The organism is Escherichia sp. WS3063, from assembly GCF_046486595.1.
Lineage (GTDB): Bacteria > Pseudomonadota > Gammaproteobacteria > Enterobacterales > Enterobacteriaceae > Escherichia > Escherichia coli.
Genome location: NZ_JBJQKY010000017.1, coordinates 1 through 15,747 on the forward strand (window position 1 = coordinate 1; position 15,747 = coordinate 15,747).

General features: G+C 52.8%; 15 protein-coding genes and 2 tRNA genes. 12 read left to right on the forward strand and 5 right to left on the reverse strand.

Annotation, left to right across the window (positions count from 1 at the left end):
• The first annotated feature begins 33 nt into the window (after nucleotides 1-33).
• Nucleotides 34-110, forward strand: a tRNA-Asp gene (locus ACJHYW_RS16260).
• Between the two features lie 8 nt (nucleotides 111-118).
• Nucleotides 119-194: transfer RNA gene (locus ACJHYW_RS16265), tRNA-Trp, on the forward strand.
• Nucleotides 195-288: 94 nt separating this feature from the next.
• Here ACJHYW_RS16265 and hdfR read toward each other — a convergent pair.
• Nucleotides 289-1,128 carry an HTH-type transcriptional regulator HdfR gene (hdfR, locus tag ACJHYW_RS16270; protein WP_000379237.1) on the reverse strand — a complete coding sequence of 280 codons (840 nt, stop codon included), beginning with the start codon at nucleotides 1,126-1,128 and terminating at the stop codon, nucleotides 289-291.
• A gap of 118 nt (nucleotides 1,129-1,246) precedes the next feature.
• On the opposite strand from hdfR, the gene maoP reads away from it, so the two are divergent.
• Nucleotides 1,247-1,585, forward strand: coding sequence for a macrodomain Ori organization protein MaoP (maoP, locus tag ACJHYW_RS16275; protein ID WP_000841001.1), 339 nt, complete (start codon nucleotides 1,247-1,249; stop codon nucleotides 1,583-1,585).
• Between the two features lie 24 nt (nucleotides 1,586-1,609).
• Here maoP and ACJHYW_RS16280 read toward each other — a convergent pair whose 3' ends face one another.
• A complete protein-coding gene (locus ACJHYW_RS16280; RefSeq protein WP_000058979.1) occupies nucleotides 1,610-3,130 on the reverse strand; it encodes a YifB family Mg chelatase-like AAA ATPase in 1,521 nt (506 codons plus the stop codon).
• Nucleotides 3,131-3,482: 352 nt separating this feature from the next.
• Here ACJHYW_RS16280 and ilvL point away from each other — a divergent pair, with 352 nt between their 5' ends.
• The 7 genes from ilvL to ilvA all read left to right on the forward strand — a co-directional run bounded on the left by ilvL (nucleotide 3,483) and on the right by ilvA (nucleotide 10,038).
• The gene (ilvL, locus tag ACJHYW_RS16285) at nucleotides 3,483-3,581 is read left to right on the forward strand and encodes an ilv operon leader peptide (RefSeq protein WP_001311244.1); all 99 of its coding nucleotides are present in this window, start codon (nucleotides 3,483-3,485) and stop codon (nucleotides 3,579-3,581) included.
• Between the two features lie 86 nt (nucleotides 3,582-3,667).
• Complete coding sequence (gene ilvX / locus ACJHYW_RS16290) at nucleotides 3,668-3,718, forward strand: peptide IlvX (protein ID WP_001387183.1); 51 nt, start codon at nucleotides 3,668-3,670, stop codon at nucleotides 3,716-3,718.
• Nucleotides 3,719-3,720: 2 nt separating this feature from the next.
• Nucleotides 3,721-5,367 (forward strand): acetolactate synthase 2 catalytic subunit, encoded by a 1,647-nt coding sequence (gene ilvG / locus ACJHYW_RS16295; protein ID WP_001012577.1) that lies wholly within the window; start codon nucleotides 3,721-3,723, stop codon nucleotides 5,365-5,367.
• Nucleotides 5,364-5,627 (forward strand): acetolactate synthase 2 small subunit, encoded by a 264-nt coding sequence (gene ilvM / locus ACJHYW_RS16300; RefSeq protein ID WP_000983255.1) that lies wholly within the window; start codon nucleotides 5,364-5,366, stop codon nucleotides 5,625-5,627. The genes ilvG and ilvM overlap by 4 nt, the downstream gene beginning before the upstream one ends.
• 19 nt (nucleotides 5,628-5,646) lie before the next feature.
• On the forward strand, nucleotides 5,647-6,576 hold the full coding sequence (gene ilvE, locus ACJHYW_RS16305) for a branched-chain-amino-acid transaminase (protein ID WP_000208520.1): 930 nt from the start codon (nucleotides 5,647-5,649) through the stop codon (nucleotides 6,574-6,576).
• Nucleotides 6,577-6,640: 64 nt separating this feature from the next.
• A complete protein-coding gene (gene ilvD / locus ACJHYW_RS16310; RefSeq protein ID WP_001127406.1) occupies nucleotides 6,641-8,491 on the forward strand; it encodes a dihydroxy-acid dehydratase in 1,851 nt (616 codons plus the stop codon).
• 2 nt (nucleotides 8,492-8,493) lie between these two features.
• Nucleotides 8,494-10,038, forward strand: a complete 1,545-nt coding sequence (gene ilvA, locus ACJHYW_RS16315) for a threonine ammonia-lyase, biosynthetic (protein WP_001442067.1) — start codon at nucleotides 8,494-8,496, stop codon at nucleotides 10,036-10,038.
• Here the strand turns inward: ilvA and ilvY are convergent.
• On the reverse strand, nucleotides 10,035-10,925 hold the full coding sequence (gene ilvY, locus ACJHYW_RS16320) for an HTH-type transcriptional activator IlvY (RefSeq protein ID WP_000365784.1): 891 nt from the start codon (nucleotides 10,923-10,925) through the stop codon (nucleotides 10,035-10,037). The two genes, ilvA and ilvY, sit on opposite strands and share 4 nt — an antisense overlap.
• Before the next feature lie 149 nt (nucleotides 10,926-11,074).
• On the opposite strand from ilvY, the gene ilvC reads away from it, so the two are divergent.
• Entirely contained in the window at nucleotides 11,075-12,550 is a 1,476-nt protein-coding gene (gene ilvC, locus ACJHYW_RS16325) for a ketol-acid reductoisomerase (RefSeq protein WP_001361910.1), read from the forward strand.
• 45 nt (nucleotides 12,551-12,595) lie between these two features.
• On the opposite strand, the gene ppiC is transcribed toward ilvC, so the two are convergent.
• Together ppiC and ACJHYW_RS16335 are read right to left on the reverse strand one after the other, a co-directional pair.
• Nucleotides 12,596-12,877, reverse strand: coding sequence for a peptidylprolyl isomerase PpiC (gene ppiC / locus ACJHYW_RS16330; protein ID WP_001140258.1), 282 nt, complete (start codon nucleotides 12,875-12,877; stop codon nucleotides 12,596-12,598).
• 152 nt (nucleotides 12,878-13,029) lie between these two features.
• A complete protein-coding gene (locus ACJHYW_RS16335) occupies nucleotides 13,030-13,479 on the reverse strand; it encodes a type II toxin-antitoxin system PemK/MazF family toxin (protein ID WP_000996698.1) in 450 nt (149 codons plus the stop codon).
• 217 nt (nucleotides 13,480-13,696) lie between these two features.
• Here ACJHYW_RS16335 and rep point away from each other — a divergent pair, with 217 nt between their 5' ends.
• Nucleotides 13,697-15,718, forward strand: a complete 2,022-nt coding sequence (gene rep, locus ACJHYW_RS16340) for a DNA helicase Rep (protein WP_001238888.1) — start codon at nucleotides 13,697-13,699, stop codon at nucleotides 15,716-15,718.
• Nucleotides 15,719-15,747 lie beyond the last annotated feature (29 nt).

A 15,747-nucleotide genomic window follows, 5' to 3' on the forward strand; every position in this document is an offset into this window, starting at 1 on the left:
GTCATAAAACCGGTGGTTGTAAAAGAATTCGGTGGAGCGGTAGTTCAGTCGGTTAGAATACCTGCCTGTCACGCAGGGGGTCGCGGGTTCGAGTCCCGTCCGTTCCGCCACCCTAATTAGGGGCGTAGTTCAATTGGTAGAGCACCGGTCTCCAAAACCGGGTGTTGGGAGTTCGAGTCTCTCCGCCCCTGCCAGAAATCATCCTTAGCGAAAGCTAAGGATTTTTTTTATCTGAAATAACCTCTCCGAAGTAAATCCTTCTACCGGCATCCTTGCCAGCCATTCAGATTAATACACTTCATCCAGCACGTTAATTTTCAATAGATCGCGAATCAACGCATTTTTATCGCTATTTTGCAGCCATATGGCATAAAGCGGCCGTGAAAGTGTTGTGCTATCGACAACGGTATGCAGGCCGCCCTTTTTACACGCCCAACTGACGGGTAGCCAGGTGCAACCATTAAGCATCGCAATCTGTTGCTGTGCCAGTTCAGCAGAACTGGTTGTCAGAATGGGAACTTCGTCAGCACCGATCAAACCTGCCTCATGCTGTTGAAAATCTGGCCCCCACTCCAGTCGCAGATAGTTAAGATCTCCCTTTAGTTTAGAAGGGGCACTGGTATAAAGCGCTAAAGTGAAATACCCCAGCAACTGACTACTAAATTCGTCCATTTTGGGCGCTTCAGTGGTAATAAGAAGATCAAGCTGGCGTTCATGCAGCTGTTTTACCAGAGACTGTCGTTGGGCAATTCGCGCTTCGAACTGTAAGCCTGTATGGGCATCTTGATTTTGATACAAGCGTCCCAGCCACTGATTAAGCATACATTCCCACAATGAGGCGCTGGCACCGATAGAAAACTCGTTATGTCGTGAGGTATGCGCCACCTCCTTACGGGCGGCCTGCCAGGTGCTCATGAGCGTTTCTGCATAAGGCAGTAGTTTTTCACCGGCAGCGGTTAAACGGATATTGTTTCTGTGGCGGGTGAAAAGATTCACACCCAGTTGATTTTCCAGTTGTCTGATTCGAAAGCTCACGGCTGATTGGGTCAGATAGAGCGATTCAGCCGCTCGACCAAAGTGACGCGTTCGGCTAACTTCCAGGAAAGTTTTTAACAATTCCGTATCCACAGTGCTCTCCGCAAAATTATTTGTCGTTATGATTTAAATGTTTTGTTTTACACTCTGTCAAGCGTAACTAATACTCCGCGCCATAACTAGCTCGGTCAAAGAATTAGGAGCGTGCAGGATGGCGGAAAGCTTTACGACGACTAATCGATATTTCGACAATAAACATTATCCACGTGGATTCTCTCGTCATGGTGACTTCACCATCAAAGAGGCACAACTGCTTGAGCGTCATGGTTATGCCTTCAATGAGTTGGATCTTGGCAAACGCGAGCCGGTTACCGAGGAAGAGAAACTCTTCGTAGCAGTATGCCGTGGCGAACGTGAGCCAGTGACAGAAGCAGAACGCGTGTGGTCCAAGTATATGACGCGTATCAAGCGTCCAAAACGTTTTCACACCCTTTCCGGCGGTAAACCGCAGGTTGAAGGTGCTGAAGACTACACCGATTCTGACGATTAATAAAAAGGGCGAAATGCCCTTTTTTTATGTCAGTAGTTTTTGCAGATGGATGAGCAAACGGTCAATCGCACGATAGCTAACTGCCTCCTGCAAATGCTGACGTGTGATAATGTCAGACTGATCAATATCAGCAATGGTTCGTGCAACTTTCAATAACCGCTGCCAGGCACGAATCGATAACCCCAGATGGATCAGCGTTTCTTCCAGCCACTGCGCATCTTCGCTCTCAAGCTTGCAGAATTGGCGTATTTCCGGATTATCCAGCCAGGCGTTCAGTTTATTCTGCCGCTTAAATTGGCGCTCTCTGGCGGCCATTACACGTTGTTTAACGGTGGTGCTGTTTTCTCCCTGCACTACCGTTTTACTCAAAATGCCGGGGGGCGGTAATGGGATCTCTAGTGAGAGATCGAAGCGGTCGAGAAAGGGCCCCGAGAGCCGGTTGAGATAACGTAATGTCTGTTCTGGTGTGCAGCGGTTATGGTTTCCCTGATAATGTCCGGTAGGGCTGGGATTCATCGCCGCGACAAGCTGGAAACGGGCTGGATAGGTTATTTTTGCTCGTGTGCGTGAAAGATGGATCTGCCCGGATTCAATCGGCTCTCGCAAGGCATCCAGTGTACGCCGTTCAAATTCAGGTAGCTCATCAAGAAAAAGCACGCCGTTATGCGCCAGCGAAATTTCACCTGGCCCTGGAATTGCACCACCGCCCACCATCGCAGTTAACGACGCACTGTGATGAGGTGAGCGGAACGGGCGCTGCCGCCATTGTTTTTGTACTGATTCAGCATTTACCAGACTTAATATCGCAGCGCTCTCCAGTGCCTCTTCATTGCTTAAATCTGGCAAAAGGCCATTAATACGGCTGGCGAGCATTGTTTTACCTGTTCCCGGCGGTCCAATCAGTAAAAGGTTGTGCCCGCCAGCGGCGGTAATTTCCAGTCCTCGCTTTCCTTGCTCCTGACCGACAACATCACTGAGATCATGTTGTAGCGCCCGGGATACTGCATCAGTTGGTTTCGGGCGTTCGAGAGCGTGCTTACCCTCCAGAAACGCACAGACAGCCTGCAGATGATCGGCTATCAGGCATCCTTCACCGTTAATTAGCCCCACTTCATCCTCGTTATCTTTCGCGACGATAATTTTTCTGCCCGACTTAATGGCTTCAGTTGCACTGGAGATTGCGCCGGGAACGCCACGCAGAGCGCCTGTAAGCGCCAGTTCTCCGACTAATTCATATTCATCTAACTTATTGGCTGTAAGCTGTTCTGAGGCTGCCAGCAACGCAATGGCGATAGGTAAATCATATCGTCCCCCTTCTTTTGGCAGATCGGCTGGAGCAAGGTTGATGGTGATTTTTTTCGCCGGATATTCATATCCGCTATTGATAATGGCGCTGCGCACGCGATCGCGGGCTTCTTTTACCGTTGTTTCTGGTAAGCCCACCATCGTTAAGCCGGGTAGACCTTTACTGATATGTACCTCAACAGTGATTGGGGGCGCATTTACTCCCAGGGCTGCGCGGGTATGAACAATTGACAGTGACATAAGCCCTCCTTGAGTCACCATTATGTGCATAAGATATCGCTGCTGTAGCCCGCTAATTCGTGAATTTTAGTGGCTGATTCCTGTTTATTTGTGCAAGTGAAGTTGAGTTGTTCTGGCGGTGGAATGATGCTCGCAAAAATGCAGCGGGCAAAGGATGAACTACGAGGAAGGGAACAACATTCATACTGAAATTGAATTTTTTTCACTCACTATTTTCTTTTTAAAAAACAACAATTTCTCTTGAAATTATTAAAGACATCATAAAAATCGGCCAAAAAATATCTTGTGCTATTCGCAAAATCTATGGTAACTCTTTAGGCATTCCTTCGAACAAGATGCAAGAAAAGACAAAATGACAGCCCTTCTACGAGTGATTAGCCTGGTCGTGATTAGCGTGGTGGTGATTATTATCCCACCGTGCGGGGCTGCACTTGGACGAGGAAAGGCTTAGAGATCAAGCCTTAACGAACTAAGACCCCCGCACCGAAAGGTCCGGGGGTTTTTTTTGACCTTAAAAACATAACCGAGGAGCAGACAATGAATAACAGCACAAAATTCTGTTTCTCAAGATTCAGGACGGGGAACTAACTATGAATGGCGCACAGTGGGTGGTACATGCGTTGCGGGCACAGGGTGTGAATACCGTTTTCGGTTATCCGGGTGGCGCAATTATGCCGGTTTACGATGCATTGTATGACGGCGGCATGGAGCACTTGCTGTGCCGACATGAACAGGGTGCGGCAATGGCGGCTATCGGTTATGCCCGTGCTACTGGCAAAACTGGCGTATGTATCGCCACGTCTGGTCCGGGCGCAACCAACCTGATAACCGGGCTTGCGGACGCACTGTTAGATTCCATCCCCGTTGTTGCTATCACCGGTCAGGTATCCGCACCGTTTATCGGCACTGACGCATTTCAGGAGGTGGATATTCTGGGGTTGTCGTTAGCCTGCACCAAGCACAGTTTCCTGGTGCAATCACTGGAAGAGTTACCGCGTATCATGGCCGAAGCGTTTGACGTCGCCAGCTCTGGTCGTCCTGGTCCGGTTTTGGTCGATATTCCAAAAGATATCCAGTTAGCCAGCGGCGATCTGGAACCGTGGTTCACCACCGTTGAAAACGAAGTGACTTTCCCCCATGCCGAAGTCGAGCAAGCGCGCCAGATGCTGGCAAAAGCGCAAAAACCGATGCTGTACGTTGGCGGTGGCGTTGGCATGGCGCAGGCAGTTCCGGCTTTGCGTGAATTTCTCGCTACCACAAAAATGCCTGCCACCTGCACGCTGAAAGGGCTGGGCGCAGTTGAAGCAGATTATCCGTACTATCTGGGCATGCTGGGAATGCACGGCACCAAAGCGGCGAACTTCGCGGTTCAGGAGTGCGATCTACTGATAGCCGTGGGCGCACGTTTTGATGACCGGGTGACCGGCAAACTGAACACCTTCGCACCACACGCCAGCGTTATCCATATGGATATCGATCCGGCAGAAATGAACAAGCTGCGTCAGGCACATGCGGCATTACAGGGTGATTTAAATGCTCTGTTACCAGCATTACAGCAGCCGTTAAATATCGATGACTGGCAGCAACACTGCGCACAACTGCGTGATGAACATGCCTGGCGTTACGACCATCCTGGTGACGCTATCTACGCGCCGTTGTTATTAAAACAACTGTCGGATCGTAAACCTGCGGATTGCATCGTGACCACAGATGTGGGGCAGCACCAGATGTGGTCTGCCCAGCACATCGTCCACACTCGCCCGGAAAATTTCATCACCTCCAGCGGCTTAGGCACCATGGGTTTTGGTTTACCGGCGGCGGTTGGCGCACAAGTCGCGCGACCGAACGATACCGTCGTCTGTATCTCCGGTGACGGCTCTTTCATGATGAATGTGCAAGAGCTGGGCACCGTAAAACGCAAGCAGTTACCGTTGAAAATCGTCTTACTCGATAACCAACGGTTAGGGATGGTTCGACAATGGCAGCAACTGTTTTTCCAGGAACGATATAGCGAAACCACCCTTACCGATAATCCCGATTTCCTCATGTTAGCCAGCGCCTTCGGCATCCCTGGCCAACACATCACCCGTAAAGACCAGGTTGAAGCGGCACTCGACACCATGCTGAACAGTGATGGGCCATACCTGCTTCATGTCTCAATCGACGAACTTGAGAACGTCTGGCCGCTGGTGCCGCCAGGTGCCAGTAATTCAGAAATGTTGGAGAAATTATCATGATGCAACATCAGGTCAATGTATCGGCTCGCTTCAATCCGGAAACCTTAGAACGTGTTTTACGCGTGGTGCGTCATCGTGGTTTCCACGTCTGCTCAATGAATATGGCCGCCGCCAGCGATGCACAAAATATAAATATCGAATTGACCGTTGCCAGCCCACGGTCGGTCGACTTACTGTTTAGTCAGTTAAATAAACTGGTGGACGTCGCACACGTTGCCATCTGCCAGAGCACAACCACATCACAACAAATCCGCGCCTGAGCGCAAAAGGAATATAAAAATGACCACGAAGAAAGCTGATTACATTTGGTTCAATGGGGAGATGGTTCGCTGGGAAGACGCGAAGGTGCATGTGATGTCGCACGCGCTGCACTATGGCACCTCGGTTTTTGAAGGCATCCGTTGCTACGACTCGCACAAAGGACCGGTTGTATTCCGCCATCGTGAGCATATGCAGCGTCTGCATGACTCCGCCAAAATCTATCGCTTCCCGGTTTCACAGAGCATTGATGAGCTGATGGAAGCTTGTCGCGACGTGATCCGCAAAAACAATCTCACCAGCGCCTATATCCGTCCGCTGATTTTCGTCGGTGATGTTGGCATGGGCGTAAACCCGCCAGCGGGATACTCAACCGATGTGATTATCGCCGCTTTCCCGTGGGGGGCGTATCTGGGCGCAGAAGCACTGGAGCAGGGGATCGATGCGATGGTTTCCTCCTGGAACCGCGCAGCACCAAACACCATCCCGACGGCGGCAAAAGCCGGTGGTAACTACCTCTCTTCCCTGCTGGTGGGTAGCGAAGCGCGCCGCCACGGTTATCAGGAAGGTATCGCGTTGGATGTGAATGGTTACATCTCTGAAGGCGCAGGCGAAAACCTGTTTGAAGTGAAAGACGGCGTGCTGTTCACCCCACCGTTCACCTCATCCGCGCTGCCGGGTATTACCCGTGATGCCATCATCAAACTGGCAAAAGAGCTGGGAATTGAAGTGCGTGAGCAGGTGCTGTCGCGCGAATCCCTGTACCTGGCGGATGAAGTGTTTATGTCCGGTACGGCGGCAGAAATCACGCCAGTGCGCAGCGTAGACGGTATTCAGGTTGGCGAAGGCCGTTGTGGCCCGGTTACCAAACGCATTCAGCAAGCCTTCTTCGGCCTCTTCACTGGCGAAACCGAAGATAAATGGGGCTGGTTAGATCAAGTTAATCAATAAATACAAAAAATGGGACGGCACGCACCGTCCCATTTACGAGACAGACACTGGGAGTAAATAAAGTATGCCTAAGTACCGTTCCGCCACCACCACTCATGGTCGTAATATGGCGGGTGCTCGTGCGCTGTGGCGCGCCACCGGAATGACCGACGCCGATTTCGGTAAGCCGATTATCGCGGTTGTGAACTCGTTCACCCAATTTGTACCGGGTCACGTCCATCTGCGCGATCTCGGTAAACTGGTCGCCGAACAAATTGAAGCGGCTGGCGGCGTTGCCAAAGAGTTCAACACCATTGCGGTGGATGATGGGATTGCCATGGGCCACGGGGGGATGCTTTATTCGCTGCCATCTCGCGAACTGATCGCTGATTCCGTTGAGTATATGGTCAATGCTCACTGCGCCGACGCCATGGTCTGCATCTCTAACTGCGACAAAATCACCCCGGGGATGCTGATGGCTTCCCTGCGCCTGAATATTCCGGTGATCTTTGTTTCCGGCGGCCCGATGGAGGCCGGGAAAACCAAACTGTCCGATCAGATCATCAAGCTCGATCTGGTTGATGCGATGATCCAGGGGGCAGACCCGAAAGTTTCTGACTCCCAAAGCGATCAGGTTGAACGTTCCGCATGCCCAACCTGCGGTTCCTGCTCCGGGATGTTTACCGCTAACTCAATGAACTGCCTGACCGAAGCGCTGGGCCTGTCGCAGCCGGGCAACGGCTCGCTGCTGGCAACTCACGCCGACCGTAAGCAGCTGTTCCTCAATGCCGGTAAACGCATTGTTGAATTGACCAAACGTTACTACGAGCAAAATGACGAAAGTGCACTGCCGCGTAATATCGCCAGTAAGGCGGCGTTTGAAAACGCCATGACGCTGGATATCGCGATGGGTGGATCGACTAACACTGTACTTCACCTGCTGGCGGCGGCGCAGGAAGCGGAAATCGACTTCACCATGAGTGATATCGACAAACTTTCGCGTAAAGTCCCGCAGTTATGCAAAGTTGCGCCGAGCACCCAGAAATACCATATGGAAGATGTTCATCGTGCTGGTGGTGTTATCGGTATTCTCGGCGAACTGGATCGCGCGGGGTTACTGAACCGTGATGTGAAAAACGTGCTTGGCCTGACGTTGCCACAAACGCTGGAACAATACGACGTTATGCTGACCCAGGATGACTCGGTAAAAAATATGTTCCGCGCTGGCCCTGCGGGCATTCGTACTACACAGGCATTCTCGCAGGATTGCCGTTGGGATTCTCTCGATGACGATCGCGCCAATGGCTGTATCCGCTCGCTGGAACACGCCTACAGCAAAGAAGGTGGTCTGGCGGTGCTGTACGGTAATTTCGCAGAAAACGGCTGCATCGTTAAAACCGCGGGCGTCGATGACAGCATCCTCAAATTCACCGGCCCGGCGAAAGTGTACGAAAGCCAGGATGACGCGGTAGAAGCGATTCTCGGCGGCAAAGTTGTCGCTGGCGATGTAGTGGTGATCCGCTATGAAGGCCCGAAAGGCGGTCCGGGGATGCAGGAAATGCTCTACCCAACCAGCTTCCTGAAATCAATGGGTCTCGGTAAAGCCTGCGCGCTGATCACCGACGGACGCTTCTCCGGCGGCACCTCTGGCCTTTCTATCGGCCACGTCTCACCGGAAGCGGCAAGCGGCGGCAGCATTGGCCTGATTGAAGACGGCGACCTGATCGCCATCGACATTCCGAACCGTGGTATTCAGTTACAGGTAAGCGATGCCGAACTGGCGGCGCGTCGTGAAGCGCAGGAAGCTCGTGGCGACAAAGCCTGGACGCCGAAAAACCGTGAACGCCAGGTTTCCTTTGCGCTGCGTGCCTACGCCAGCCTGGCAACCAGCGCCGACAAAGGTGCGGTGCGCGATAAATCGAAACTGGGGGGTTAATGATGGCAGACTCACAACCCCTGTCCGGTGCCCCTGAAGGTGCCGAATATTTAAGAGCGGTGCTGCGCGCGCCGGTCTACGAAGCGGCGCAGGTCACGCCGCTACAGAAAATGGAAAAACTGTCGTCGCGTCTTGATAACGTGATTCTGGTGAAGCGCGAAGATCGCCAGCCAGTACACAGCTTTAAGCTGCGCGGCGCATACGCCATGATGGCGGGCCTGACGGAAGAACAAAAAGCGCACGGCGTGATCACCGCTTCTGCGGGTAACCACGCGCAGGGCGTCGCGTTTTCTTCCGCACGGTTAGGCGTGAAGGCGCTGATCGTCATGCCAACCGCCACCGCCGATATCAAAGTTGATGCGGTGCGCGGCTTTGGCGGCGAAGTGCTGCTTCATGGCGCGAACTTTGACGAAGCGAAAGCGAAAGCAATCGAACTGTCACAGCAGCAGGGCTTCACCTGGGTGCCGCCGTTCGACCATCCGATGGTGATCGCCGGGCAAGGCACGCTGGCGCTGGAACTGCTCCAGCAGGACGCCCATCTCGACCGCGTATTTGTACCGGTCGGCGGCGGCGGTCTGGCGGCGGGCGTCGCGGTACTGATCAAACAACTGATGCCGCAAATCAAAGTGATCGCCGTGGAAGCGGAAGATTCCGCCTGCCTGAAAGCGGCGCTGAATGCAGGTCATCCGGTTGATCTGCCACGCGTGGGGCTGTTTGCCGAAGGTGTTGCGGTGAAACGCATCGGCGACGAAACCTTCCGTTTATGCCAGGAGTATCTCGACGACATCATCACCGTCGATAGCGATGCCATCTGTGCGGCGATGAAAGATCTGTTCGAAGATGTGCGCGCGGTGGCGGAACCCTCTGGCGCGCTGGCACTGGCGGGAATGAAAAAATATATCGCCCAGCACAACATTCGCGGTGAGCGGCTGGCGCATATTCTTTCCGGTGCTAACGTGAACTTTCACGGTCTGCGCTACGTCTCGGAACGCTGCGAACTGGGCGAACAGCGTGAAGCGTTACTGGCGGTGACCATTCCGGAAGAAAAAGGCAGCTTCCTCAAATTCTGCCAACTGCTTGGCGGGCGTTCGGTCACCGAGTTCAACTACCGTTTTGCCGATGCCAAAAACGCCTGCATCTTTGTCGGCGTGCGCTTAAGCCGTGGCCTCGAAGAGCGCAAAGAAATTTTGCAGATGCTCAACGACGGTGGCTACAGCGTGGTTGATCTCTCCGACGACGAAATGGCGAAGCTGCATGTGCGCTATATGGTTGGCGGGCGTCCATCGCATCCGTTGCAGGAACGCCTCTACAGTTTCGAATTCCCGGAATCACCGGGCGCGCTGCTGCGCTTCCTCAACACGCTGGGTACGCACTGGAACATTTCTTTGTTCCATTATCGCAGCCACGGTACCGACTATGGGCGCGTACTGGCGGCGTTCGAGCTTGGCGATCATGAACCGGATTTTGAAACCCGGCTGAATGAACTGGGTTACGATTGCCACGACGAAACCAATAACCCGGCGTTCAGGTTCTTTTTGGCGGGTTAGTGGTTCGGCAAAATCTTCCAGAACGCCTCAATCAGCGGCTCATGAAGCCGCTTTTTTTGTACGCACACGCCCAGCTCAAACGGCGTTTTTTCATCACTGCGCTCTAAAATCATCACGCGGTTACGCACCGGTTCCGGGCTGTTATCCAGCACCACTTCCGGCAACAGCGCCACGCCACAGCCGAGCGCCACCATCGATACCATCGCTTCATGCCCGCCAACCGTGGCGTAAATCATTGGGTTGCTGATTTTGTTACGCCGAAACCACAGTTCAATGCGGCGGCGTACCGGTCCCTGATCGGCCATGATAAACGGCACTGTAGACCAGTCGGGCTTTTCGACAGAGACCTGATTACGCACCGGGCAGGGCAGCGCGGGAGCAATCAGCACCACCGCCAGATTCTCCAGCATCGAAAACGCCACTGCGCCCGGCAAGGTTTCCGGTTTCCCGGCAATCGCCAGATCCGCTTCGCCAGTGACCACCTTTTCCATCGCATCGGCTGCATCACCGGTAGTGAGTTTGATCTCCACTGACGGATGTTCCGCGCGGAAGCGGTCGAGAATCGGTGGAAGATGGCTGTAGGCAGCGGTCACCGAGCAGAAGATATGTAATTCACCAGAGAGCGACGGCCCTTGCTGGTCGATGGTGTGGCGCAATTGCTGATATTGCAACAGCGTTTGCTGGGCGAAAACGCGCAGTTCTTCGCCCGCTTCCGTCAGCGTTACCGTGCGGTTATCACGCACAAACAGCGGCTGACCGAGATCTTCTTCCAGGCGCTGTATTTGTCGCGAAAGCGTAGACGGGCTAACGTGCATTGCCCGCGCGCTGCGCCCAAAATGGCGGCTTTCCGCCAGATGCAGGAAGGTTTTCAGATCGCGTAAATCCAATGGCGCAGCCCTCAATGTTGACGTTGCAAAAATTGCAATGTGACGTTGTGAATATATCAATTTCCGCAATAAATTTCCTGTCATATAGTGAATTCAATCTCGCAAACGCGAACCGAACAATAAGAAGCACAACATCACGAGGAATCACCATGGCTAACTACTTCAATACACTGAATCTGCGCCAGCAGCTGGCACAGCTGGGCAAATGTCGCTTTATGGGGCGCGATGAATTCGCCGATGGCGCGAGCTACCTTCAGGGTAAAAAAGTAGTCATCGTCGGCTGTGGCGCACAGGGTCTGAACCAGGGCCTGAACATGCGTGATTCTGGTCTCGATATCTCCTACGCTCTGCGTAAAGAAGCGATTGCCGAAAAGCGCGCATCCTGGCGTAAAGCGACCGAAAACGGTTTTAAAGTGGGTACTTACGAAGAACTGATCCCGCAGGCGGATCTGGTGGTTAACCTGACGCCGGACAAGCAGCACTCTGATGTAGTGCGCACCGTACAGCCACTGATGAAAGACGGCGCGGCGCTGGGTTACTCGCACGGTTTCAACATCGTGGAAGTAGGCGAGCAGATCCGCAAAGACATCACCGTCGTAATGGTTGCGCCGAAATGCCCGGGCACCGAAGTGCGTGAAGAGTACAAACGTGGATTCGGCGTACCGACGCTGATTGCCGTTCACCCGGAAAACGATCCGAAAGGCGAAGGCATGGCGATTGCCAAAGCGTGGGCGGCAGCAACCGGCGGTCACCGTGCAGGCGTGCTGGAATCGTCCTTCGTTGCGGAAGTGAAATCTGACCTGATGGGCGAGCAAACCATCCTGTGCGGTATGTTGCAGGCTGGCTCTCTGCTGTGCTTCGACAGGCTGGTGGAAGAAGGCACCGACCCGGCATACGCAGAAAAACTGATTCAGTTCGGCTGGGAAACCATCACCGAAGCGCTGAAACAGGGCGGCATCACGCTGATGATGGACCGTCTCTCTAACCCGGCGAAACTGCGTGCTTACGCGCTGTCTGAACAGCTGAAAGAGATCATGGCGCCGCTGTTCCAGAAACACATGGATGACATCATCTCCGGCGAATTCTCTTCCGGCATGATGGCAGACTGGGCCAACGACGATAAGAAACTGCTGACCTGGCGTGAAGAGACCGGCAAAACCGCGTTCGAAACCGCGCCGCAGTATGAAGGCAAAATCGGCGAGCAGGAGTACTTCGATAAAGGCGTACTGATGATCGCGATGGTAAAAGCAGGCGTTGAGTTGGCGTTTGAAACCATGGTTGATTCCGGCATCATCGAAGAGTCTGCTTACTATGAATCACTGCACGAACTGCCGCTGATTGCCAACACTATCGCTCGTAAGCGTCTGTACGAAATGAACGTGGTTATCTCTGATACCGCCGAGTACGGTAACTATCTGTTCTCTTACGCTTGTGTGCCGCTGCTGAAACCGTTTATGGCAGAGCTGCAACCGGGCGACTTGGGTAAAGCTATTCCGGAAGGTGCGGTAGATAACGCGCAGTTGCGTGATGTGAACGAAGCGATTCGCAGCCATGCGATTGAGCAGGTAGGTAAGAAACTGCGCGGCTATATGACGGATATGAAACGTATTGCTGTTGCAGGTTAAGTGCGATTCAGAGTTCAAGGCCTTCTCCCGGAGAAGGCCTTGCTGTTAGTTACGGTAAAGCACCTTAATGATGTGATACCCGAACTGGGTATGCAGCGGACCGGTTGGCTCCAGTACCGGACAAGAGAAAACCACTTTATCGAACGCCGGAACCATCTGGCCCTGGCGGAATTCACCTAAATCACCACCGCGTTTACCTGACGGGCAAATGGAGTGTTTCTTCGCCAGCTTGCCGAAATCGGCACCGTTCTTAATCTGCTCGAGAAGTTCCAGAGCCAGTTTCTCTTCTTTTACAAGGATATGCAGTGCTGCTGCTGTTTTTGCCATGATCGTGCCTTGAATTAAAAATTGTCAGTCAGGGAGGGGGGGACATATATGGCAAAAGCCCGGAAAATCCGGGCTTCGCAGGTCCCTCAAGGGGAGAAAACTTAGGGCCTCTATGGGCTACAGAGTCATTATCGGGGATGGTGATTTTATTGTCAATTTATGAGCGATATGGCATTGATTGACTTGATGACTGCCCTCTGTATGTCTGCAACCAACTCATGTGGCAAACATTGATTAAGATACCCCCGATAAGTCCTTGCTCTGTTTAATCGATTTCGACTGACTTGTTGTACCAGGTCGGCTTTAGCCCAACGTATCTGCTGATCAAAGAATTGCAGGTCATTGATAACATTACTGGCTATTTCAACATGCATTCCACGATTTAACTTGTCATGGTCGCGAGTGGTTGATAATGGAACGACGATACATGCGTTGCCATTAATTTTTCCGTTGAGCACGACAACCAACCTATTTTTTATCATCTCAGGTGGAATGCGGCCATCGTAATACGTCGTGCTGAACTGTCCATTCTGGCTAACAGGATAGTTACCAAAGTTGCATTCCAGTATTTCACCAACCTTGGGGCTGAAATTAATCGCCACGAGTAAACCTCTCCTTAGTAAACTCTGAAAAAGTAATAACACAACGTTACGACCCGATATTTTCTAAGTCTAATGGATTCATGATGAACTCCGGTTTCGGCCTTCCCTCTCTGATTTAAACATCCGCAGCCATCCGGTTAGCGGTTTTCACTCGGTCACATTCAAATGCGATTCTGCTACAATCCTCCCCCCCGTTCGAAGATTGAGCAATACACCTATGCGTCTAAACCCCGGCCAACAACAAGCTGTCGAATTCGTTACCGGCCCCTGCCTGGTGCTGGCGGGCGCGGGTTCCGGTAAAACTCGTGTTATCACCAATAAAATCGCCCATCTGATCCGCGGTTGTGGTTATCAGGCACGACATATCGCGGCGGTGACCTTTACCAATAAGGCGGCGCGCGAGATGAAAGAGCGTGTCGGGCAGACGCTGGGGCGCAAAGAGGCGCGCGGGCTGATGATTTCCACCTTCCACACGCTGGGGCTGGATATCATCAAGCGTGAGTATGCGGCGTTGGGGATGAAAGCGAACTTTTCGCTGTTTGATGACACCGATCAGCTGGCGTTGCTTAAAGAGCTGACCGAGGGGCTGATTGAAGATGACAAAGTCCTCCTGCAACAGCTGATTTCGACCATCTCTAACTGGAAGAACGATCTCAAAACACCGTCCCAGGCGGCAGCCAGTGCGATTGGCGAGCGGGACCGTATTTTTGCCCATTGTTATGGGCTGTATGATGCACACCTGAAAGCCTGTAACGTTCTCGACTTCGATGATCTGATTTTATTGCCGACGTTACTGCTGCAACGCAATGAAGAAGTCCGCGAGCGCTGGCAGAACAAAATTCGCTACCTGCTGGTGGATGAGTATCAGGACACCAACACCAGCCAGTATGAACTGGTGAAACTGCTGGTGGGCAGCCGCGCGCGCTTTACCGTAGTTGGCGATGACGATCAGTCGATCTACTCCTGGCGCGGTGCACGTCCGCAAAACCTGGTGCTGTTGAGTCAGGATTTCCCGGCACTGAAGGTGATTAAGCTTGAGCAGAACTACCGCTCTTCCGGACGTATTCTGAAAGCGGCGAACATCCTGATCGCCAATAACCCGCACGTCTTTGAAAAGCGTCTGTTCTCCGAACTGGGTTACGGCACAGAGCTAAAAGTTTTAAGCGCGAATAACGAGGAACATGAAGCCGAGCGCGTCACCGGCGAGCTGATCGCCCATCACTTCGTCAATAAAACGCAGTACAAAGATTACGCCATTCTTTATCGCGGCAACCATCAGTCGCGGGTGTTTGAAAAATTCCTGATGCAAAACCGCATCCCGTACAAAATTTCTGGTGGTACGTCGTTTTTCTCTCGCCCTGAAATCAAGGACTTGCTGGCTTATCTGCGCGTACTGACTAACCCGGATGATGACAGCGCGTTTTTGCGGATCGTTAACACGCCGAAGCGAGAGATTGGCCCGGCGACGCTGAAAAAGCTGGGTGAGTGGGCGATGACGCGCAATAAAAGCATGTTTACCGCCAGCTTTGATATGGGCCTGAGTCAGACCCTGAGCGGACGTGGTTATGAAGCATTGACCCGCTTCACTCACTGGTTGGCGGAAATCCAGCGTCTGGCGGAGCGGGAGCCGATTGCCGCGGTGCGTGATCTGATCCACGGCATGGATTATGAATCCTGGCTGTACGAAACATCGCCCAGCCCGAAAGCCGCCGAAATGCGCATGAAGAACGTCAACCAACTGTTTAGCTGGATGACGGAGATGCTGGAAGGCAGCGAACTGGATGAGCCGATGACGCTCACCCAGGTGGTGACGCGCTTTACTCTGCGCGACATGATGGAGCGCGGCGAGAGCGAGGAAGAGCTGGATCAGGTGCAACTGATGACTTTGCACGCGTCAAAAGGACTGGAGTTTCCCTATGTCTACATGGTTGGTATGGAAGAAGGATTTTTGCCCCACCAGAGCAGTATCGATGAAGATAATATCGATGAGGAGCGGCGGCTGGCCTATGTCGGCATTACCCGCGCCCAGAAGGAATTGACCTTTACGCTGTGTAAAGAACGCCGTCAGTACGGCGAACTGATGCGCCCGGAGCCGAGTCGCTTCCTGCTGGAGCTGCCGCAGGATGATTTGATTTGGGAACAGGAGCGCAAAGTGGTCAGCGCCGAAGAACGGATGCAGAAAGGGCAAAGCCATCTGGCGAATCTGAAAGCGATGATGGCGGCAAAACGAGGGAAATAATCAAGGCCGGAAAAGATGTGTCAGCATCG